Origin of the sequence: Comamonas sediminis (genome assembly GCF_041107495.1) — a bacterium.
In the GTDB taxonomy this organism is placed as follows: domain Bacteria; phylum Pseudomonadota; class Gammaproteobacteria; order Burkholderiales; family Burkholderiaceae_C; genus Comamonas; species Comamonas sediminis.
Genome location: NZ_JBGBDC010000013.1, coordinates 56,593 through 76,084, shown reverse-complemented (window position 1 = coordinate 76,084; position 19,492 = coordinate 56,593). Strand labels below are relative to the sequence as shown.

The 19,492-nt window shown below is 64.4% G+C and carries 21 protein-coding genes, 1 tRNA gene and 1 pseudogene; 12 read left to right on the top strand and 11 right to left on the bottom strand.

Annotated features, from left to right (window positions below; all coding sequences use genetic code 11):
• Nucleotides 1-203: 203 nt before the first annotated feature.
• Nucleotides 204-279, top strand: a tRNA-Phe gene (locus AB7A72_RS23345).
• A 43-nt stretch (nt 280-322) separates the two neighbouring features.
• On the opposite strand, the gene AB7A72_RS23340 is transcribed toward AB7A72_RS23345, so the two are convergent.
• From AB7A72_RS23340 to AB7A72_RS23330, 3 genes are all read right to left on the bottom strand, one after another.
• Complete coding sequence (locus AB7A72_RS23340) at nt 323-820, bottom strand: NUDIX hydrolase (protein ID WP_369461298.1); 498 nt, start codon at nt 818-820, stop codon at nt 323-325.
• A gap of 25 nt (nt 821-845) precedes the next feature.
• Entirely contained in the window at nt 846-1,202 is a 357-nt protein-coding gene (locus AB7A72_RS23335; RefSeq protein WP_312531189.1) for a helix-turn-helix domain-containing protein, read from the bottom strand.
• Nucleotides 1,203-1,435: 233 nt separating this feature from the next.
• The gene (locus tag AB7A72_RS23330; protein ID WP_369461297.1) at nt 1,436-1,795 is read right to left on the bottom strand and encodes a helix-turn-helix domain-containing protein; all 360 of its coding nucleotides are present in this window, start codon (nt 1,793-1,795) and stop codon (nt 1,436-1,438) included.
• A 191-nt stretch (nt 1,796-1,986) separates the two neighbouring features.
• On the opposite strand from AB7A72_RS23330, the gene AB7A72_RS23325 reads away from it, so the two are divergent.
• From AB7A72_RS23325 to AB7A72_RS23315, 3 genes are all read left to right on the top strand, one after another.
• Nucleotides 1,987-2,292: a hypothetical protein gene (locus AB7A72_RS23325; protein ID WP_369461296.1), complete on the top strand. Its 306-nt coding sequence runs from the start codon at nt 1,987-1,989 to the stop codon at nt 2,290-2,292.
• 147 nt (nt 2,293-2,439) lie between these two features.
• Nucleotides 2,440-2,922 carry a DNA-directed RNA polymerase subunit alpha C-terminal domain-containing protein gene (locus tag AB7A72_RS23320; RefSeq protein WP_239810349.1) on the top strand — a complete coding sequence of 161 codons (483 nt, stop codon included), beginning with the start codon at nt 2,440-2,442 and terminating at the stop codon, nt 2,920-2,922.
• A gap of 64 nt (nt 2,923-2,986) precedes the next feature.
• Complete coding sequence (locus tag AB7A72_RS23315; RefSeq protein WP_239810350.1) at nt 2,987-3,388, top strand: helix-hairpin-helix domain-containing protein; 402 nt, start codon at nt 2,987-2,989, stop codon at nt 3,386-3,388.
• Nucleotides 3,389-3,747: 359 nt separating this feature from the next.
• On the opposite strand, the gene panC is transcribed toward AB7A72_RS23315, so the two are convergent.
• On the bottom strand, nt 3,748-4,596 hold the full coding sequence (gene panC, locus AB7A72_RS23310) for a pantoate--beta-alanine ligase (RefSeq protein WP_369461295.1): 849 nt from the start codon (nt 4,594-4,596) through the stop codon (nt 3,748-3,750).
• A gap of 343 nt (nt 4,597-4,939) precedes the next feature.
• Between panC and AB7A72_RS23305 the strand changes: the two genes are divergently transcribed.
• On the top strand, nt 4,940-6,205 hold the full coding sequence (locus AB7A72_RS23305; protein WP_369461294.1) for an Hsp70 family protein: 1,266 nt from the start codon (nt 4,940-4,942) through the stop codon (nt 6,203-6,205).
• Between the two features lie 32 nt (nt 6,206-6,237).
• Here the strand turns inward: AB7A72_RS23305 and rsmI are convergent, their stop codons facing one another.
• Entirely contained in the window at nt 6,238-7,170 is a 933-nt protein-coding gene (rsmI, locus tag AB7A72_RS23300; RefSeq protein ID WP_239810354.1) for a 16S rRNA (cytidine(1402)-2'-O)-methyltransferase, read from the bottom strand.
• Here rsmI and AB7A72_RS23295 point away from each other — a divergent pair.
• The 3 genes and pseudogenes from AB7A72_RS23295 to AB7A72_RS23285 all read left to right on the top strand — a co-directional run.
• The gene (locus AB7A72_RS23295; protein WP_239810355.1) at nt 7,161-7,607 is read left to right on the top strand and encodes a YraN family protein; all 447 of its coding nucleotides are present in this window, start codon (nt 7,161-7,163) and stop codon (nt 7,605-7,607) included. The two genes, rsmI and AB7A72_RS23295, sit on opposite strands and share 10 nt — an antisense overlap.
• 200 nt (nt 7,608-7,807) lie before the next feature.
• Complete coding sequence (locus tag AB7A72_RS23290; protein ID WP_239810356.1) at nt 7,808-8,407, top strand: SIS domain-containing protein; 600 nt, start codon at nt 7,808-7,810, stop codon at nt 8,405-8,407.
• Nucleotides 8,407-9,066 (top strand): annotated as a pseudogene (locus AB7A72_RS23285) (BON domain-containing protein); the annotation flags it as partial. The gene AB7A72_RS23290 and the pseudogene AB7A72_RS23285, both read left to right, overlap by 1 nt.
• A gap of 217 nt (nt 9,067-9,283) precedes the next feature.
• On the opposite strand, the gene AB7A72_RS23280 reads toward AB7A72_RS23285, so the two are convergent.
• The 4 genes from AB7A72_RS23280 to AB7A72_RS23265 form a co-directional block, all read right to left on the bottom strand.
• Nucleotides 9,284-10,210 (bottom strand): NAD(P)-dependent oxidoreductase, encoded by a 927-nt coding sequence (locus AB7A72_RS23280; RefSeq protein ID WP_239810357.1) that lies wholly within the window; start codon nt 10,208-10,210, stop codon nt 9,284-9,286.
• Between the two features lie 76 nt (nt 10,211-10,286).
• Nucleotides 10,287-11,423, bottom strand: coding sequence for a PilT/PilU family type 4a pilus ATPase (locus AB7A72_RS23275; protein ID WP_239810358.1), 1,137 nt, complete (start codon nt 11,421-11,423; stop codon nt 10,287-10,289).
• Nucleotides 11,424-11,495: 72 nt separating this feature from the next.
• A complete protein-coding gene (locus tag AB7A72_RS23270; protein WP_239810359.1) occupies nt 11,496-12,104 on the bottom strand; it encodes a cyclic nucleotide-binding domain-containing protein in 609 nt (202 codons plus the stop codon).
• A gap of 131 nt (nt 12,105-12,235) precedes the next feature.
• Nucleotides 12,236-13,279, bottom strand: a complete 1,044-nt coding sequence (locus AB7A72_RS23265) for a type IV pilus twitching motility protein PilT (RefSeq protein WP_239810360.1) — start codon at nt 13,277-13,279, stop codon at nt 12,236-12,238.
• 83 nt (nt 13,280-13,362) lie between these two features.
• Between AB7A72_RS23265 and AB7A72_RS23260 the strand changes: the two genes are divergently transcribed.
• The 3 genes from AB7A72_RS23260 to AB7A72_RS23250 all read left to right on the top strand — a co-directional run bounded on the left by AB7A72_RS23260 (nt 13,363) and on the right by AB7A72_RS23250 (nt 15,834).
• Nucleotides 13,363-14,091 (top strand): YggS family pyridoxal phosphate-dependent enzyme, encoded by a 729-nt coding sequence (locus AB7A72_RS23260; RefSeq protein WP_369461293.1) that lies wholly within the window; start codon nt 13,363-13,365, stop codon nt 14,089-14,091.
• Nucleotides 14,092-14,197: 106 nt separating this feature from the next.
• On the top strand, nt 14,198-15,334 hold the full coding sequence (locus AB7A72_RS23255) for a pyridoxal-phosphate-dependent aminotransferase family protein (protein WP_369461292.1): 1,137 nt from the start codon (nt 14,198-14,200) through the stop codon (nt 15,332-15,334).
• An 83-nt stretch (nt 15,335-15,417) separates the two neighbouring features.
• Nucleotides 15,418-15,834 (top strand): FKBP-type peptidyl-prolyl cis-trans isomerase, encoded by a 417-nt coding sequence (locus tag AB7A72_RS23250; RefSeq protein ID WP_312417570.1) that lies wholly within the window; start codon nt 15,418-15,420, stop codon nt 15,832-15,834.
• Between the two features lie 70 nt (nt 15,835-15,904).
• Here the strand turns inward: AB7A72_RS23250 and AB7A72_RS23245 are convergent, their stop codons facing one another.
• Together AB7A72_RS23245 and norR are read right to left on the bottom strand one after the other, a co-directional pair.
• A complete protein-coding gene (locus AB7A72_RS23245) occupies nt 15,905-16,354 on the bottom strand; it encodes a zinc-ribbon domain containing protein (protein WP_369461291.1) in 450 nt (149 codons plus the stop codon).
• Nucleotides 16,355-16,529: 175 nt separating this feature from the next.
• Nucleotides 16,530-18,140, bottom strand: coding sequence for a nitric oxide reductase transcriptional regulator NorR (norR, locus tag AB7A72_RS23240; RefSeq protein WP_369461290.1), 1,611 nt, complete (start codon nt 18,138-18,140; stop codon nt 16,530-16,532).
• Nucleotides 18,141-18,281: 141 nt separating this feature from the next.
• On the opposite strand from norR, the gene hmpA reads away from it, so the two are divergent.
• Nucleotides 18,282-19,457, top strand: a complete 1,176-nt coding sequence (hmpA, locus tag AB7A72_RS23235; RefSeq protein WP_369461289.1) for an NO-inducible flavohemoprotein — start codon at nt 18,282-18,284, stop codon at nt 19,455-19,457.
• The last annotated feature ends 35 nt before the right edge of the window (nt 19,458-19,492 follow it).

The window sequence follows — 19,492 nt, the reverse complement described above, 5'->3', positions numbered from 1 at the left end:
GCCCGGTAGCTCAGTTGGTAGAGCAGCGGATTGAAAATCCGCGTGTCCGTGGTTCGATTCCGCGCCAGGCCACCAAAACAACAAGCCTCTGCACCAGACATGGTTCAGAGGCTTTCTTGTATGCGCAAGGCATCGGATGCGCAGCAATTGCCCCCAAGTTGCCGGCCAGGCTCTCCGCTCAGGCTATAATGCTAGCTTGTGTTGGCCCGGTAGCTCAGTTGGTAGAGCAGCGGATTGAAAATCCGCGTGTCCGTGGTTCGATTCCGCGCCAGGCCACCAAACGCATTCTGAAGCCCATCCCCTGCGATGGGCTTTTTTGCGTCTAGGGGCTGCGTCTTTGGGCCCGTGGGGTGGAGCCGTCTGCCGCGGACAGCAGCGCCTGCTTGAGCCCCGCCGGGAACAGTGCCGGGCCGCCTGGCATATCCAGCGCAGCCACGTCCCACCAGCGTGCCGTGCACACGCTGCCGCTGTTTTCGCGAAAGCGGATGTTGTCCAGATGGGCGAAGCGTGCTGCATCAAACACCACCTCGGTGATGAACAGCACCTCATGGCCAACGGCCCCGTGGTGGCGGTAGATGTTCTCCATCACGAGGGGCGGGCCTGGAACTTCCACCTCGACCTCCAGCTCCTCGATGAACTCGCGTTTGAGCGCATCCTGCCAGCGCTCGCCAAACTCCACGCTGCCGCCCAGAGGGCGCACCCCTGTCAGACGGCCTTCGTCATCGGCGACCTCGGCGGCCAGCAGTTTGCCATTGCGCCAGTGCAGGCCAAGGGCCTTGACTTTGATGTGCTGGGGTGGTCGCCAGGAGGTGGCAGTCATGCTTGCTTCTTTTAAGAGTGGTTTGTCAGTGTTTGTCGCGACGTTCACGCATGCGCTCACACAGTTGCTGTATGACGCCTGTGACAAGCGTCTGGTCCGCTGCTTCTAGCGCAGACAGCCATGCGCTGATCTGCACGGCTTGGTCATCGAGGGCGGCTGGCCGTTCTACGATCAGGTCACTGATAGACACGTCCAGCGCCGCTGCGAGATTCTCCAGCATTTGCAGCGAAGGCGTTGAAGTGCCACATTCAAGACGGCGAATGGTCTGGGGCGCGACCTGCAGGCGGCATGCCAACTCGGCTTGTGACCACTTGCGTGACCTTCTGAACTCTGCAATGCGATCCCCAACGAGCCTGGTGATGGACTGGGTCGTGTCGGCCATATTCTTTCAACCTCCATTCGCCCCCACCTTGAAACGTAGGAAGAGAAGGGGGCAGGCCACGAGTGTCACGACTTCTTCAAAGGCTGTCGTCACGAAATACGTGACGACAGCCAAGCGCATGCATGGCACTGTCTGAGGAGTGTTGCAGCCGAGTATTCCCAGTCAGGTTGCCGCTATTTGTCTGATCCCCAGTGCAGGTGAGCCGCGTAGGCAGTGCGTGAAAACGTCCGCTTTCAATCCCCAGGCGAACGCAAGCGCTCACAAAGCTGCTGCACGATGCCGGTGACAAAGGCACGGTCGGCCGGTTTCAACTCGGACAGCCATGCGCTGATGCGCATGGCCTGATCATCGGGGGCGGTGGAGCTGTGGACCAGCAGGTCGCCAATGCTGACCCGCAGTACCGACGCGAGGTTCTCCAGCGTATGCAGTGACGGGGCGGATGCACCGCGCTCAAAGCGGCTGATGGTCTCCGGCTCCACATGCAGCCGTTCTGCCAATTGCGCCTGCGTCCACCGGCGCGACTTGCGCAGCTCGGCAATGCGTTGCCCCAAGAGTTGAGCCAAGGGCTGCTCGGCCAGCTTCTTGTTGATCATATCTGTCTAGTTGAAATCCAACAGATATGGTTGTGTGTGGAGCGGAAAGGGGCCAGAATTCAATTTGTGGAATCCAATGTAATTTCACTATATTCGGGGCCGAGGCCGACGTGCGCGCTGCGATCGGGATCCGCGGGCGCAAGGCCACGGCTGCACATCGTCAACCCCACCGTACCGGAGGACTCAACACCATGCCGCATGCCCCGCAACATCGCCACAGCAGCCTGGCCCCTGAAATGCAGGGGCGTAAGGAGCTGGCGCGCCCACCCAGCGTTGCAGCGGCCACGCCGACTGCAGCCATGCCCTCTGCTGCGCGCCGCCGGTTGGGCCGCAACCAGCTCGGCATTTGCCTGCTGTTTTTTGCCGAAGGTCTGCTGGGCCTGTGGGTGGTGGGATGGCCGGCGCTGAGCCTGTGCATTTTGGGAACGCTGTACCTGGCCAGCACCGCCAGGCGCAAGGAAACAGCGCAGCGCAGAGCCGCTGGCACCAGCCCCTGACGCCTGCCGGAACGCGCAAGCGGCACGGGGCGCGCCGGGCGGGCAGGGCATACTGACATGCGACCGACTGTATAAGACATGTCAACAAATCTCATCTGACCCCTCTGTGTAATATTTTGCAAGGCCAAGGCGATACGATGGTTACAGATGACTACATCCCCCTCCATCCTGCCCGTCCAGGCGGACCGGCCCCTGCAAGATCTGCTGCCACCCGATCTGTGGAAGCTGCTGGCCAGACACGACATCACGACGGTGGACCAGGTCGTGGCGCTGTACCCCGCTAAATTGCTGAAGATCCACTACCTGGGGCCGGTGCGTTTCCGGCAGATCGAAGAGCTGCTCTTCCCCGGCCGGCGCTACGAGCCCCCGGTGCCTCCCCCGATCGAGACCGAGGACTTGGAAGGCACGTCGCTCGAAGGGCTGGTCTCCCGCCGCGTGCTGATCACACTGCGGCGCAATGGCATCAAGACCGTGCAGCAACTGGTGGCCGCCTATCCACGGCGGCTGGTGGACATCACCGGCTTTGGCATCAAGGCGCTGCGGGAAGTGGAGACCGTCTTCTTCGACGGCCAGCGGTTTGAGCCGATGAAATCCCGAAAGACAATCCAAAACACCATTAAGCGAAGATAATTATGATCTCATCCATATGGCAAATGGTTCTGCGTCTCCCCCTTCGACTCCGTTAGACGGAAAGTTGCCTGCCTCGGTCATCCGGATCCTGGCGCGCAACGGGATAGACAGCGTAGAGGCCGTGCGCAAGGCATACCCGCAGCAGCTGCTGACGCTCAAAGGTATCGGCTTGCTGAGGTTGCGCAAAATTGAAAAGGCGTTCTTTCCCGGCCACGCCTACATGCCGTCGCATACCCTGGCGGTGCTTCCTTTTGTGTCGGGTTCCTGTCTCAATGGATCGCTGCCGGTGGCCATCGTGCGCGCACTGGCACGCGGCGGCATCACCACCCCGGAGCAGCTGCGAGCGGCCTATCCCGTGGATCTGCTGAAGATCCGCTCGCTGGGCGAAGGCTCGCTGCGCGAGATCGAGCGGGTCTTCTTTCCCGGCCAGCATTACGAGCCGCCCGGCAACACCAAGATCCGCTAGGGGCAGCCCGCAGCAGCGGCGGGCCGGAGGGGGCGGATCAGGGCGTAAAAATCCCCCTGCGAGCAACTGCTGCAGGCCGGCTGGGCGCACAGAGCCGCTGTTATGAATTGAGACTTCGAATAAAAATGTACCGTCGATTGATGAATTGATATGTCTGTTTTTTGGGCAGAACGGCGTCGCCCAGGCAAACAATTGTCATCCACCGGTGCAGCAGGGTGCTGCAGGGTGCAGCGCCCGGTGTGGCGCTCAGGTGCTATTAAAGACAGAGCGTCAGCGGCACAGAATGGCGTATAGCAGGCATCGGGCCTGGTGCATGCGCCTCTGCCCCTGCGCAGCGGCCAGCGGGTGGCCGCGCTGCGTCAAAACTCCAGGTTGTCGATCAAGCGCGTGCTGCCCAGACGAGCGGCGCCGAGCACCACGAGCGCAGCGCTGGCCGCCTCGCTGGCGTCAGGTGCCAACAGGTTGTGGCGCTGGCGCACAGTCAGGTAGTCGGGCTCCCAGCCCTGGGCACGCAGCGACTGCATGGCCTCCGCTTCCAGCGCAGGCAGGTTGTGCGGCGCGTTGCGGGCGGCGCGGGCCAGTGCCTGCAGCGCCCGGGACAGGGCCATGGCCTGCTGGCGCTCGGCCGCGCTCAGGTAGCCATTGCGCGAACTCAGCGCCAGGCCATCGCCGGCGCGGGCGGTAGGGCAGCCGATGATCTCGATGGGCAGCGCAAACTGCGCCACCATGCGGCGGATGACCATCAGCTGCTGGTAGTCCTTCCAGCCAAAGATGGCCGCGCCCCCGCCGGTGGTGGCAAACACGCCACTGAACAGCTTCATCACGACGGTGCAGACCCCTGTGAAAAAACCGGGCCGGAACGCGCCTTCCAGAATGTCGGCGAGTGCCGGGTCGGGCTGCACCTTGAACAGCTGCGGCTCGGGGTACAGGTCCTTCTCGAGCGGTGCGAACAGGATGTCGCAGCCGGCCTCCTGCAGCTGGGCGCAGTCGCTCTCCCAGGTGCGCGGATAGCTGTCGAAGTCTTCGGTGGGCAGGAACTGCAGGCGGTTGACGAAGATGCTCGCCACCGTCACCGCGCCGTGGCGTTTGGCCTCGTGCACCAGAGAGATATGGCCCGCATGCAGATTGCCCATCGTGGGCACGAAGGCGGGCCGGCCGCGCCCGGCCAGCGCTTGTCGAAGTTCTGCGATGCTGTGGGTGACTTGCATGGGAGGCAGGGGCGAGCGGGCGCCAGCGGTAGTGCAGGGAGCGCAGAGCATAGCAGCAGTGCAAAAGTCTGTGTATGGGCCTATCAGTACAAGCTATGGTTTGCCCGTAGTCGCCGCATGCGCTTGCCCTATAATTTTCCCGTCGCGGCGCACAAGCATGGTTCACAGGTTCTTGCAGCGCACGCCTGGGTCAGCCGGCTCCGTGTCAGGCCAGTCGCATTTGGGCCTCTGTTCCCGCAAGGGGGCAGAGGCTTTTCCCTTTTTTTACCGGCACCTTGTCTGCATTCTGCGCAGTCTGCATGCCTTGTTTTTTCGTCCGATTCCCCCGTCGGACCTGGTCTTTATGTCATCTGCACCCGCCATCCTGGGCATTGATTTCGGCACCTCCAACTCCGCCATGGCGTTCAAGCCCGACCTGGCTGCGCCCGGACCGTCCACGCTGTTGCAGGCCGAGGGCGCCTCGCAAGCGATGCCGACGGCCGTGTTCTTCAACACCGAGGACCACAGCACCCACTATGGGCGCGACGCGGTATCGCGCTATCTGGAAGGCACCGAAGGCCGGCTGATGCGCTCGCTCAAAAGCCTGCTGGGCAGCGCGCTGATGCAGGAGAAGACGGTGGTGCATGGCAAGCTGGTCGCGTACCAGGACATCGTGGCGCTTTTTGTGCAGCAGCTGGCCGCCACCGCCGAGCGCCAGATTGGCCGTCTGCCCAGCACCGTGGTCATGGGCCGGCCCGTGCATTTTGTCGACGAGGACGCCGGGCGCGACCAGGCCGCGCAAACCGCGCTGCAGCTGGCCGCGCAGGCAGCGGGCTTCCAGGATGTGCGCTTTCAGCTCGAACCGATTGCGGCAGCGCTGGACTATGAGCAGCGCATCGCCCATGAAGCGCTGGTGCTGGTGGTCGACATTGGCGGCGGTACCTCGGACTTCACCGTGGTGCGCCTGGGCCCGCAGCGCCGCAACAAGCCCGAGCGCAGCAGCGACATCCTCGCCACCACCGGCGTGCACATTGGCGGCACCGACTTTGACCGGCGCCTGAGCCTGATGGCGGCCATGCCGCTCTTGGGTCTGCAGCATGTGGGGCCCAGCGGGCGCGAGGTGCCCAGTGCGGTGTTCCATGACCTCTCCACCTGGCACCTGATCCAGTGGCTGTACAGCCCGCAGCGCCAGCGCGAGGTGCAGGCATTGCGCAGCAGCTACAGCGACACCGCGCTGCACGACCGGCTGGTGCGCTTGCTGCAAGAGCACTGGGGCCACCGCCTGGCCAATGCGGTCGAGGAGACCAAGATCGGCCTGTCGAACCAGCAGAGCGTGCAGAAGCTGGACGTCGATTGGCTGGAGCCGGGCCTGAGCCCCGAGGTCTGGCCCGCCGATCTGCAGCAGTGCCTGCAGGCTTTGCTGGCCCAGGTCGCGCAATGCGCGCTCGACTGTGTGCAGGCGGCGGGCTTGCAGCAGGGCCAGATCGATGCGATCTACCTGACGGGTGGTTCGTCGGCCTTGCAGCCGCTGCGAGCCGCGCTGGCCCAGGTTTTTCCGGACACCCCACAGGTCGAGGGCGATCTGTTCGGTGGTGTGGCGGCGGGCCTGGTGCACGGCCAGGCGCTGTGATTTCCCCTGAGCGCTAGACGCCCCAACGGCGGTCAGCCGCCGGCTTGCTCGGCATCGCGCTTCCAGGCCAGCGCCGTGTCATACAGCGCATTGCGCGGCGCGCCGGTGATGTCGGCGGCCAGCTTGACGGCGGTCTTGGTCGGCAGCTCGGCCAGCAGCAGCGCCAGCACGCGGTGCGCATCGGCCAGGCCATCGGTCTGCACCGCCTGCGGGTGCAGCAGCAGCGCAAACTCGCCCTTGCTGCGGTGCGGGTCGGCCGCCAGCCAGGCGGGCACATCGGCTGCGGGCATCGTGGCAATGTCCTCAAACTGCTTGGTCAGCTCGCGGCCCAAGGTCACGGGCCGGTCCTGCAGCACGGCCAACGCCTGGGCCAGGTCGGCAATGCGGTGGGGCGCTTCCAGCAGCACCAGGGTGCGCGGGTCTTGTGCGAGCTGGGCCACGGCCTGCTGGCGCTCTTGCGCCTTGGTCGGCAGAAAACCGATGAACGCAAAGCCGCTGCTGGCGCCTTCGCCGGCGACCGCGCCCGCAGCGCTGACCAGCGCCGTGACGCTGCTGGCGCCGGGCAAGGGGCTGACGCGCAGGCCCGCGCGCGCCACGGCGGCGGCCAGGCGTGCGCCCGGGTCGCTGACGCCGGGGGTGCCAGCGTCGCTGACATAGGCGATGCGCTGGCCTTGCTGCAGGCGGCTGATGACCTGCTCGGCCGCCTCGGCCTCATTGTGTTGGTGTACCGCAATCAGCTGGCCGCCCGACTTGCCAACCCCGTAGGCGCGTAGCATGCTGTGGGTGTGGCGGGTGTCCTCGCAGGCCACGGCATCGGCGAGCTCCAGTACATGCAGCGCGCGCAGGGTGATGTCGGCCAGGTTGCCGATGGGGGTGGCCACCACGTACAAGGTGGAGGCAGGGTAGTGCTGGGTGCCGGCTGCAGCCTGGGCTGCTTGCAAAGCGGAGGTGAAAGATGCAGACACCGTGGAAGATCCTTGAAAAATGGCGCAGCCCTCGCGCGCCTGCCGCATTGCCGCAGGCCGCCAGCGAAGGGGCGGACAACAGCAAGCTGCGGGGCCAGCGGGCAGAAGATGCCGCGCTCCATTATCTCCAACAACAAGGCCTGCGCCCGCTGGCGCGCAATTACCGCACGCCCGGGCGCGGCGGCGGCGAGATCGATCTGGTGATGCAGGAGCGCGATGGCACCGTCGTGTTTGTCGAGGTGCGCCAGCGCCAGCACGGCGGCTTTGGCGGTGCGGGCGGCAGCATCGGCGGCACCAAGCAGCGGCGCATCATCCTGGCCGCCCGGCACTACCTGGCCAGCCTGCGCCAGCAGCCGGCCTGCCGTTTTGATGCGGTGCTGGTCGAGCAGGAGATCGTCTGGCTGCGGGCCGCCTTTGATGTGCCCGATGGGGGCTGAGGACGCTCTGCAAAACGCCTTGCCGTGGTCTCAACGGGGGCTTGGGCGATCCGCGTCCATCCCGGTGGGCAAGGGTCTTGCAAGGGTTTTGCAAAGGGTCCTGAAGCGCGCAGTTGCCGGGCTTTGCATACGCTTGGGGCTGAGAAAAGTCATCATCCCGGCCCCAGGGGGAAACCTGCCAAGGTTATCATCGGGCCTCCATGCTTGAGCAACACATCCAACAGCACTTTATCGATAGCGCCGATCTCCATTACCAGGTGTCACAGGAGATGAGCGAAAGCGTCGCCAGCGCGGTATACGCGCTGCTCGCCTGTGTGACCAGCGGCAACAAGGTGATGTGCTGCGGCAATGGCCTGTCCTGGGCGCAGGCGGCGCAGTTCGCCGCGATGTGCGTCAGCGGCATGGAGCGCGAGCGCCCCGAGCTGGCCGCGATGGTGCTCGACAACGGCGCGCTGGCGCAGGCCCAGCTGGGCAGCAGCCTGACGGCCGAAGGCCACACGCAGACCCTGGCGCGCCAGGTGCGAACTTTGGGCCAGCCCGGCGATCTACTGCTGGTCATCAGCGCTGATGGCCATGACCGGGCGTTGCTCGGCGCGGTGGAAGCGGCGCATGAGCGCGACATGTCCGCCGTGGTGCTGACCGGCCGCACCGGCGGGTTGCTGGCCAATGCCTTGAGCGAAACCGATGTGCTGATGCGCGTGCCCCATGACCGCAGCACCCGCGTGCGCGAGGTGCACCAGCTGGTGCTGCACTGCCTGATTGACGGAATCGATACCCAATTGTTAGGAGAAGAGGAATGATGCCTGTGTCTTGGAAGCGATTGACGCTGAGTCTGGTGGCGGCTGGAACGGTCGCTGCGACCGTCTCGGGTTGCATTCCGCTGGTGATCGGCGGCGCCGCCGTCGGTGGCACGGTGATGGCGATCGACCGCCGCACCGCCGGGATCCAGGTGGAGGACGAGAGCATTGAGCTGCGCGTGGCCAGCGCCATCCGCGAGCGTGCCGGCAATGACGGGCATATCAATGTCACCAGCTACAACCGCCAGGTGCTGCTGACGGGGGAAGCGCCGAACGAAGCCTTCAAGCAAAAGGCCGAGGAAGCGGCCAAGGCCACCCAGAACGTGAAGACCGTGGTCAATGATGTGGCGGTGATGTTCAACTCCAGCCTGTCGCAGCGTTCGACCGATACGCTGATCACCGGCAAAGTGCGGGCGAGCATCATCGATGCCAAGGACCTCAGCTCCAGCGCCATCAAGGTGCTGACCGAGCGCAATGTGGTCTACCTGATGGGCCGCGTGACCGAGCGCGAATCCAAGCGCGCTGCAGAAATCGCCCGGGGCGTGGCCAATGTGCAAAAGGTCGTGCGCGTTTTCGAGATCATCAGTGAAGACGAGCTCAAGTCCCTGAGCAACAACCGCAGCACCGGCAATGCCGCACCGGTGGTCAACGACAGCAGTGCATCGGCCATCAGCACCCCGGCAGCGACCGTCGTGCCCGCGCCAGCGGCCGCACCAGCAGCGCCTGCGGCCGCACCGGTGTCGACCGGTGTGACCACCTCGCCGGTCAACACGACGCCGGTGCAGCCGCTCAACGATGGGTTCACGACCAAGCCCTGAGCCTGCTCGGCACACAACAAAAAGGCCGCATCAGCGGCCTTTTTTGCATTCTGGGGGGCGGTCAGGCCTTCTTGCCCAGGCGGGTGATCAGGCTCGACGTATCCCAGCGGTTGCCACCCGATTGCTGCACATCGGCGTAGAACTGGTCCACCAGCGCGGTCAGCGGCAGGCGCGAACCATTGCGCTTGGCCTCGTCCAGCACCAGGCCCAGGTCCTTGCGCATCCAGTCCACTGCAAAACCGAAATCGAACTTGCCCTCGACCATGGTCTTGCCCCGGTTTTCCATCTGCCAGCTTTGCGCCGCACCCTTGCTGACCACGTCCAGCACCTGGGGCATGTCCAGGCCGGCATTCATGCCGAAGGCAATCGCCTCGGACAGGCCCTGCACGACACCGGCGATGCAGATCTGGTTGACCATCTTGGCCAACTGGCCCGCGCCGCTGCTGCCCAGCAGGGTAAAGGCGCGCGAGAACGCCATCGCCACCGGCTTGACGCTGTTGAACACGGCCTCATCGCCACCGCACATGACGGTGAGCTGGCCATTGACTGCACCGGCCTGGCCACCGGAGACGGGCGCATCGATAAAGTGCAGGCCCTGGGCCCGGGCGGCGGCATACAGCTCGCGGGCCACATTGGCCGAGGCGGTGGTGTGGTCCACAAAGATGGCGCCAGGCTTCATGCCGGCCAGCGCACCATCGGCGCCCAGCACGACCGAGCGCAGGTCATCGTCATTGCCGACGCAGCAGAACACGATGTCGGCGCCGGCTGCAGCCTCGCGCGGTGTGGCGGCATGGCGGGGGGCCTTGGAGCTGGCGAATTCCTCGCACCAGCTTTGCGCCTTTTGCGCGGTGCGGTTGTAGACGGTGACCGCATGGCCTGCCTGGGCCAGGTGGCCCGCCATGGGGTAGCCCATGACGCCCAGGCCCAAAAAGGCGACGTTCAGGGAAGGGGTGCTGTCATAGCTGCGTGCTTGAATACTCGATGCCATTGCGGTGACTCCAAAAAGAGCGGCACCCAAGGCGGGCCTGGGTGCCGTGTCGCTGAAAACCCAAAACGCTGACAGCTTAAACGATTGTCAGGTGCTCCGTGCCCTCGGCCAGATCACTGCGCTTGGCGCGCTGGCTGCCCAGCTTGATCTGCAGGCGCAGGTCGTTGACCGAGTCGGCGTTGCGCAGCGCATCTTCGTAGGTGATCATGTTGGCCTCGTACAGGTCGAACAGCGCCTGGTCGAAGGTCTGCATGCCCAGGTTGCGGCTTTTCTTCATGATCTCCTTGATCTCGTTGACCTCGCCCTTGAAGATCAGGTCCGAGATCAAGGGTGAGTTCAGCATCACCTCGACCGCCGCGACCCGGCCCTTGCTGTCCTGCTTGCTGAGCAGGCGCTGGGACACCAGGCCGCGCAGGTTCAGCGACAGATCCATCAGCAGCTGCGCGCGGCGCTCTTCGGGGAAGAAGTTGATGATCCGGTCCAGCGCCTGGTTGGCGCTGTTGGCGTGCAGGGTGGCCAGGCACAGGTGACCGGTTTCGGCAAACGCCACCGCGTGTTCCATGGTTTCGCGGTCGCGGATTTCGCCCATCAGGATGACGTCCGGAGCCTGGCGCAAGGTGTTTTTCAGCGCCGCTTCCCAGTTGTCGGTGTCCAGACCCACTTCGCGCTGGGTCACGATGCAGTTCTTGTGCGGGTGGACGAATTCGACCGGGTCTTCCACGGTGATGATGTGGCCGTAGGAGTTTTCGTTGCGCCAGTCGACCATGGCCGCCAACGTGGTGGACTTGCCCGAGCCGGTCGCGCCGACCATGATGCACAGGCCGCGCTTGGTCATCGCCAGGTCCTTGAGCACCTGGGGCACGCCCAGGCCGTCGATCGTCGGCAAGGTCAGTGGAATGGTCCGCAGCACCAGGCCGACATGGCCCTGCTGCATGAAGGCGTTGACCCGAAAACGCCCGATGCCGGCGGGCGAGATCGCGAAATTGCATTCCTTGGTCTTTTCGAACTCGGCCACCTGCTTGTCGCTCATGATCGAGCGGGCCAGGGTCAGCGAGTGGGTGGGCGACAGCGGCTGGCTGGAGACCTTGGTGACCTTGCCATCGATCTTGATCGCCGGCGGAAAATCAGCGGTGATGAACAAATCGCTGCCATTGCGCTGCACCATCAGCTTCAACAGGTCGTTGATGAACTTACTGGCCTGATCCCGTTCCATGACAATCCTCTCTGGCTCCGTTATTGTTGCTTATGCAACAGAAACGCCCCGAGGACGGGCGCCCTGAGAGGCTCAGGGCTCTATCCGGGCGCTGGTCTGCCGCAGCCGCGTGGAGAGTTTGCGCGCAAACAAGGCCAGCAAATAGGCGGCCGTGGACGCGTCCAACTCCATCATGGCGTCCAGTGTATCGGCCTTCAGCACAGCCAGCGCACAGTCGGTGGTGGTGATGCACGAAGAAAAACGCGGACTGCTGTCAAACAGAGACATTTCCCCCAGCACCTCGCCAGGGTGGGTATCGGCCAGGTGCACGGTCTGGCCGCTGGCCAGCTGGCGCTCGACACGGACCTGGCCACTCAGCACGATCAGCATGTAGTCGCCCAGCTCGCCTTGCTGGATCAGGGTTTGCAGCGCGGGCACCTGGTAGAACTCCAGGTACTGCACCATCTGGTCAATGAACGGGGATTGCAGCAGGGACAGCGCGGCATCCTGCGCCCAGACCATGCGCAGCGCGGTGGCGGGGTCGGCCGGTGCCAGAAGCTGGGCATGGATGGCCTTGCGTCGCTGGCTCCAGAGCACATAGGGCGCCTGCGACGTGCTGGCCTGCTGGAAGCCATGGAGGAAGAAGCCCGTATCAGCCTCGGCGGGCTCGTCTGCCGGGGATGCGGAATGCAAGCGGTTCATGGCCCATGGTCTCCTTTGATCCCGCAAAGCATAAAGGGCACCTGCGGTACTGGCAATGACCGCTGGTGCCCTTCGTGCAACCGTTTGTCAGTTATTCAATGAATAAGCTCTTCCGGCGTGTTTCGCGATGCTTAACCCGGGAAGTTCTCCGGCGTCTTGGCCTTGCTGCGCGCCTCGGCCGGGCTGATCACATTGCGGCGCACCAGGTCGGTCAGGTTCTGGTCCAGCGTCTGCATGCCCATGCTGTTGCTGGTCTGGATGGTCGAATACATTTGCGCCACCTTGGCCTCGCGGATCAGGTTGCGGATGGCCGGCGTGCCCAGCATGATCTCGTGCGCGGCCACACGGCCCTGGCCGTCCTTGGTCTTGCACAGGGTCTGCGAGATCACCGCCTGCAGCGATTCGGACAGCATCGCCCGGACCATTTCCTTTTCTTCGGCGGGGAAGACGTCGATGATCCGGTCGATGGTCTTGGCGGCGCTGGAGGTGTGCAAGGTGCCGAACACCAGGTGGCCGGTTTCTGCCGCGGTCATCGCCAGGCGGATGGTTTCCAGGTCGCGCATTTCGCCGACCAGAATCGCGTCCGGGTCTTCCCGCAGCGCCGAGCGCAGTGCGGCGCTGAACGACAGCGTCTGCGGCCCCACCTCGCGCTGGTTGATCAGGCATTTTTTGGATTCATGGACGAATTCGATCGGGTCCTCCACCGTCAGGATGTGGCCGTATTCGTTTTCGTTGAGGTAGTTGACCATCGCCGCCAGGGTGGTGGATTTGCCCGAGCCGGTCGGCCCGGTCACCAGCACCAGACCACGCGGCTTGAGCGACAGGTCGGCAAAGATCTTGGGCGCGTTGAGCTGCTCGAGGGTCAGGATCTTGCTCGGAATGGTCCGGAACACGGCGCCCGAGCCGCGGTTCTGGTTGAAGGCGTTGACCCGGAAACGCGCCAGGCCCTCGATCTCGAACGAGAAGTCGACTTCGAGGAATTCTTCGTACTGCTTGCGCTGGGCGTCGCTCATGATGTCGTAGACCATCGCATGGACCTGCTTGTGGTCCAGCGGATCGACATTGATGCGGCGCACATCGCCATGGACCCGGATCATCGGCGGCAGGCCTGCAGACAGGTGCAAGTCAGACGCTTTGTTTTTGACACTGAATGCCAGCAATTGGGTGATATCCACTGCAGTTCCCTCGTTGTTTTGGTACGCTTTGAGTGCAAGGCCTCGTGGTCAACACGTTCCAAGGCAGTGCATATTTTTACATTATGAGCACGATTTCCGAAAAAATTCAGCAGGTTCGCCTGCAAATCGACAACGCCTGCCAGGCCTGCGGCCGCCCCGGCAACGGCGTGCAGCTGCTGGCCGTCTCCAAGACCTTTGGCGTCGATGCCATTGCCCAGGCGGCCGAGGCCGGCCAGCGCGCCTTTGGCGAAAACTACATCCAGGAAGCGGTGGAGAAAATCCGCTACTTTGCCGAGCACGATGCCTGGAAAGACCAGGGCCTGGTGTGGCACTGCATCGGCCCGATCCAGAGCAACAAGACGCGGCTGGTGGCCGAGCACTTTGACTGGGTGCACACGGTGGACCGGCTCAAGACCGCCGAGCGCCTGTCCGCCCAGCGGCCCGCGCAGCTGGCGCCGTTGCAGGTCTGCATCCAGGTCAATGTCGATGGCGGCATCACCAAGTCCGGCGTGGCGCCGGACGAGGTGGCGGCGCTGGTGCAGCAGGTGGCCCAACTGCCCCAGCTACAACTGCGGGGCGTGATGAGCATCCCCGATGTCGTGCCCGACTTTGCCGCCCAGCTGGCCGTGCACCAGCGGGTCAAGGCGGTGTTCGACAGCATCGCCGCACTGGGCCTGCCGCAGCTGGCGCAGTGGGACACCATCTCGCTGGGCATGACGGCCGATCTGCAGGCCGCCGTGCAGGCCGGATCGACGATGGTGCGCGTGGGCAGCGGCATCTTTGGCCAGCGCGACTACGGCAGCGCCCATTGAACGGCGCCATCTGCCTACCCGCCGGCCCGGCGGCAGCGCATGGTGCTGCGTGCTAAGCTGGCCCCCGATTGTTCTGTGTACCCCCTCAAATAGACAGGAGACCCCCATGCCAGGATTGCTACCCGACGTTGACCTCGATGGCCTGTTGGAGTTTTCGGTGGTCTACACCGACCGCGCGCTCAACCACATGTCGCACCGCTTCATTGGTGTGATGGGTGAGGTGCTGCGCATCCTCAAGACCACCTACCATGCGCATACGGCGGTGATCGTGCCGGGCAGTGGCACCTTTGGCATGGAGGCGGTGGCGCGCCAGTTCGCCAACCGCGCCAAGGTGCTGATCGTGCGCAATGGCTGGTTCAGCTACCGCTGGACCCAGATTTTCGAAGAAGGCGGCCTGGGCGGCAGTGCCGTGATCTGCAAGGCCCGCCCCCAGGGCAGCGGCCCGCAGGATGCCTGGGCACCTTGCCCGGCCGAAGAAGTGGCCGCTGCGATCCGCAACGAAAAGCCCCAGGTGGTGTTTGCCCCGCACGTCGAGACGGCCAGCGGTATTGTGCTGCCCGACGGCTACATCCAGACCATCAGCGCCGCCGCGCACGAGGTCGGCGCACTGATGGTGCTCGACTGCGTGGCCAGCGGCGCCATCTGGGTGGACATGCAAAAGACCGGTGTCGATGTGCTGATCACCGCGCCGCAAAAGGGCTGGAGCGGCCCGCCTTGCTGCGCGATGGTGATGCTCTCCGAGCGTGCGCGCAAGGCGATCGAGGATACGAAGAGCAGCAGCTTCTCCTGCGATCTGAAGAAGTGGATGCAGATTGCCGAAGGCTACGAAAAAGGCCAGCATGCCTACCACGCGACCATGCCCACCGATTCGCTGGTGCAACTGAGCAAGGTGATGCAGGAGGCCGAGGCCTATGGGCTGGACAAACTGCGCCAGGAGCAGACCCAGCTGGGCCAAGAGGTGCGCGCTCTGCTCAAGGCGCGGGGCTTTCCCAGCGTGGCGGCGCCCGGTTTCGAGGCGCCCGGTGTGGTCGTCAGCTTCACCACCGACCCGGAGATCCAGAACAGCAAGAAATTTGCCAGCGTGGGCCTGCAGACCGCTGCCGGCGTGCCGCTGATGTGCGATGAAGGGCCGGAGTTCAAGACCTTCCGCATCGGCCTGTTTGGCCTCGACAAATGGCATAACGTCGAGCGCACCGTGGGCCATCTGCGCCAGGCGCTCGATGGTTTGGGTATCAAGGGTTAACTTGTGTTTTTAACGCATTCTGCGCCTGCCATCCAGGTGCAGAATGCTGGTTTTGTTTGAAGAACATTCGATTGGATTTCGCCATGAAAGCATTGACTGCCAGCGCCCTGTTCGCTGCCATCGCCCTGACCGCCGGCTTGGCCCAGGCACAGAGCAAGCCTGTGACGACCAAGAGCGGCCTGGTGTTTGAAAGCATCAAGGACGGCACCGGCGCCAGCCCCAAGGAAACTGATACCGTCAAGGTGCACTACAAAGGCACCTTCCCTGACAGCGGCAAGGAGTTCGACAGCTCCTACAAGCGCGGTGAGCCGATCGAGTTCCCGCTGCAAGGTGTCATCCCCTGCTGGACCGAAGGCGTGCAGCTGATGAAGGTCGGCGGCAAGGCCAAGCTGACCTGCCCGGCCTCGATTGCCTATGGCGCCCGTGGCGCTGGCGGCGTGATCCCGCCCAATGCCACGCTGAACTTTGAAGTGGAACTGCTGGGCATCAAGGGCCAGTAAACCCCGGTCCCCCAACAGCCGGTTCTCAGCTCCATAGCCTTCGCGTCTTGCTGGCGCGGAGGCTTTTTGTTTAGATGCCTTTCCCTTGGTTGGGTGGCAATGCGTCCTTTTTTCCCAGCGCATCAATCAGGGCCAAGGTGCCCGGGTAATCTGGAATCAGCCGGAGCGCAGCATTTTTGAGCTTGCCCAAGCGATTACGACTCTTGAGTGTGCCTTGCGCATGTAGCAAAACCGATGCATCTACCAATTGCTGCAACTCATCTGGAGTGGGCTTGGCAAGCAGAATCAAAGAGGAATAGCGTTGACACGCGCGTTTGGCAGCGATGCGCTGAACACGGCATTCGGGGCAATGCACGCAGTCGGCGTCTACATAAAACTGCAACACTTCAAACCAGTGCTTTTGTTCGGCTGCAAAAAAGATGAAGGGACGTTGGCAGCTACGACAGATTTTGCGCATGTCGACATAGCACTCGCGCGGGAAAACGTTGAAGTTTTGCTTGCTGGTATCCGCCATCAGCATCGGGAAAGATCTCGCTGGACCGATAGGACCAATGGCATCGCAAAATTGCCTCTGTTGACACGCCTTTTACATCCGATGGAATCGGTTCACTCCCATAGCGCGGGTGCGGTACAAGGTCGGTTGAATGGCCGAGCTTTTTCTTTTTCATGGGGCTCATGTGCGGATGTTATCCCGCCTAGTGTCGCTCCACCCCCAGGCGCTTGGCCAGCCGCTGCAGGTTGGCGCGGTCCAGCTGCAGCTCGCGCGCGGCTGCGGCCCAGTTGCCGTGATGGCGGGCCAGGCTGGCGCTGAGCAGCTGGCGCTCGTAGCGCTCCACCTGGGCGCGCAGGCCCAAGGCCCCGGCGCTGGCGGCTGGCCCGTCGGCCACGTCGGCAACTGGCAGCGGCGCGATGCGGCCCGTTGCCTGCTGGCCGGGCGGCAGCGGTGCGGCGGCGGCGCCATCCCACAGGTCTTCCTCGCCAATGCTCAGCATGCGTGGCCTGGCGCTGTCCTTGCGCTGGCCCAGCGTGCGGCTCAGCGCCTTGAGCACGGCGCGGCTGATGCAGTGCTCCAGCTCACGCACATTGCCGGGCCAGGGGTAGCGCAGCAGGGCGGCCTGGGCGGCGGCATCCAAGCGCAGGCCGCCGAGCTGCAGGCGGGCGCGGTTCTCTTCGAGAAAGCAGCCGGCCAGCACCAGGGTGTCGCTGTCCCGCGCACGCAGCGGCGGCACCACGACGGGGTAGACGCAAAGGCGGTGGTAGAAATCGGCGCGCATGCGGCCGGCCTGCACCTCGGCGGCCAGGTCGCGGTTGGTGGCGGCGATCACGCGCACATCGACCTGGTGCTCGCGGTCCGAACCCAGGCGCTGCAGCTGGCCGCTTTGCAGCACGCGCAGCAGCTTGGCCTGCACCGCCAGCGACAGCTCACCGACCTCGTCGAGGAACAAGGTCCCGTGCTGGGCCTGTTCAAACTTGCCGCGCCGCTCGCTCAATGCGCCGGTGAAGGCGCCGCGCACATGGCCGAACAGCTCGCTCTCGACCAGGTTGTCCGGCAGCGCGGCGCAGTTGATGCTGACCAGCGGTTGCGCCGCACGCGGCGATAGCGCATGCACGGCCTGGGCGACCAGCTCCTTGCCGGTGCCGGTCTCGCCGGTGATCAGCACGCACAGATCGCTGGCGGCGACCAGTGCAATGCTGCTTTGCAGCTGGCGGATCGCCGGGCTGGTACCCAGGATCTGGCGGCTGCGGTCCGCGCCCGGGCTGCGCGGTGCCGGCGCAGCGGCGCTGCGCGCGGCCTGGGACAGCTGCTGCACCCGCTCGGCCGTGGCCACGGTGGCAGCGGCCAGGTTGCTGAAGGCCTGCAGCAGCTCGAGCGCATTGTCACCGGCAAAGCGGTCGGGCTCCAGCGCATCCAGGGTCAACAGGCCCCAGGCCAGGCCGCCGGTCTGCAGCACGCAGCCCATGCAGTCATGCACATGCAGCTCGCCCGGCGTGGTGATCAGGCCGTCATAGGGGTCGGGCAGGGGGCTGTCGGGTGCAAAGCGCATGGCCTGGCCGGCGGCCAGCAACTGGGCCAGGCGCGGGTGCTCGGCCACCTTGAAGCGCCGGCCCAGGGTATCGGGCACCAGGCCATCGATGGCCACCGGCTCCAGCCATTCGCCGTTGAGGCGCAGCAGCGCCACCGCATCGGCGGGCAGCAGGGTGCGCAACGCGGCAAGCAGGCGGCGCAGGCGCTCGCGCTCGGGCAGTTCCTGGGCCAGATCGGCGACCAGCGGAATCACCGCGTGGAGGATTTTGGAGGATGTCAAAACGACTCGGGGTGTCAAAAACACAGCATTTACCAGTGGTCAGTATGACTGCATGCATTGTGCAAGGTATTGATATTCCACAAACCTGGTGTTGGCACGATGCATGCACTACCAAGAACAACCACATGCAAGGAGAGTTAGATGCTGAGCGATAGCCAAAAACAGATCATCCAGGCCACCGTCCCCCTGCTGGAGACCGGCGGTGAGGCGCTGACCACGCACTTCTACCAGATGATGCTGAGCGAGTACCCCGAGGTGCGCCCGCTGTTCAACCAGGCCCACCAGCAAAGCGGCGCCCAGCCCCGCGCGCTGGCCCACAGCGTGCTGATGTACGCCAAGCACATCGACAGGCTGGAGAACCTGGGCGACCTGCCCGCGCAGATCATCAACAAGCATGTGGCGCTGCAGGTGCAGCCCGACCAGTACCAGATCGTGGGCAGCTGCCTGCTGCGTGCGATACGCGAGGTGCTGGGCGCCGAGATTGCCACCGATGCGGTGATCGATGCCTGGGCCGCTGCCTACACCCAGCTGGCCGACATCCTGATCGCTGCCGAGGCCAAGGCCTATGACGACATCGCCCATGCCGAAGGCGGCTGGCGCGGTGCGCGCGGCTTCAAGCTGGTGCAGAAGGTGGCCGAGAGCGCCGAGATCAGCTCCTTCTATCTGGAGCCGGTGGACGGCAAGGCCGTGATTGCCCACCAGCCGGGCCAGTACATCGGCCTGCGCGCCATCGTGGGTGGCACCGAGCAGCGCCGCAACTACTCGCTGTCCGCGCCCAGCAATGGCCGCAGCTACCGCATCAGCGTCAAGCGCGAGCCCGGCGGCAAGGTCTCCAACTACCTGCATGATCTGCAGGTGGGCGACACCCTGGAGCTGTTTGCACCGGCCGGCCATTTCACGTTGCAGGCGGGCGAGCGCCCGCTGGTGCTGATCAGCGGCGGCGTGGGCATCACCCCCACGTTGCCGATGCTCGAAGCCGCGCTGCAGACCGACCGCCCGGTCACCTTTATCCACTGCGCCCGGGGCCGTGCCGTGCATGCCTTCCGCCCGCAGATCGATGCGCTGGCGCAGGCGCACAGCCAGCTGCAGCCGCTCTATGTGTACGAGGAGGTGGCCGACGGCGAGGCGGTCGCTGCCCAGGGCCGTCTGACCGAGGACCTGCTGGGCCAGTGGCTGCCGGCCTCGCGCGATGCCGATGTGTACTTTCTGGGCCCCAAGCCCTTTATGCGTTCGGTCAAGGCCTCGCTGCGCAAGCTGGGCGTGCCCGATGCCCAGGTGCGCTATGAGTTCTTTGGCCCGGCCGAGGCGCTGGCCTGATCGCATGCCTCTGAAGCGCTGAGGCGCGTGCGGCA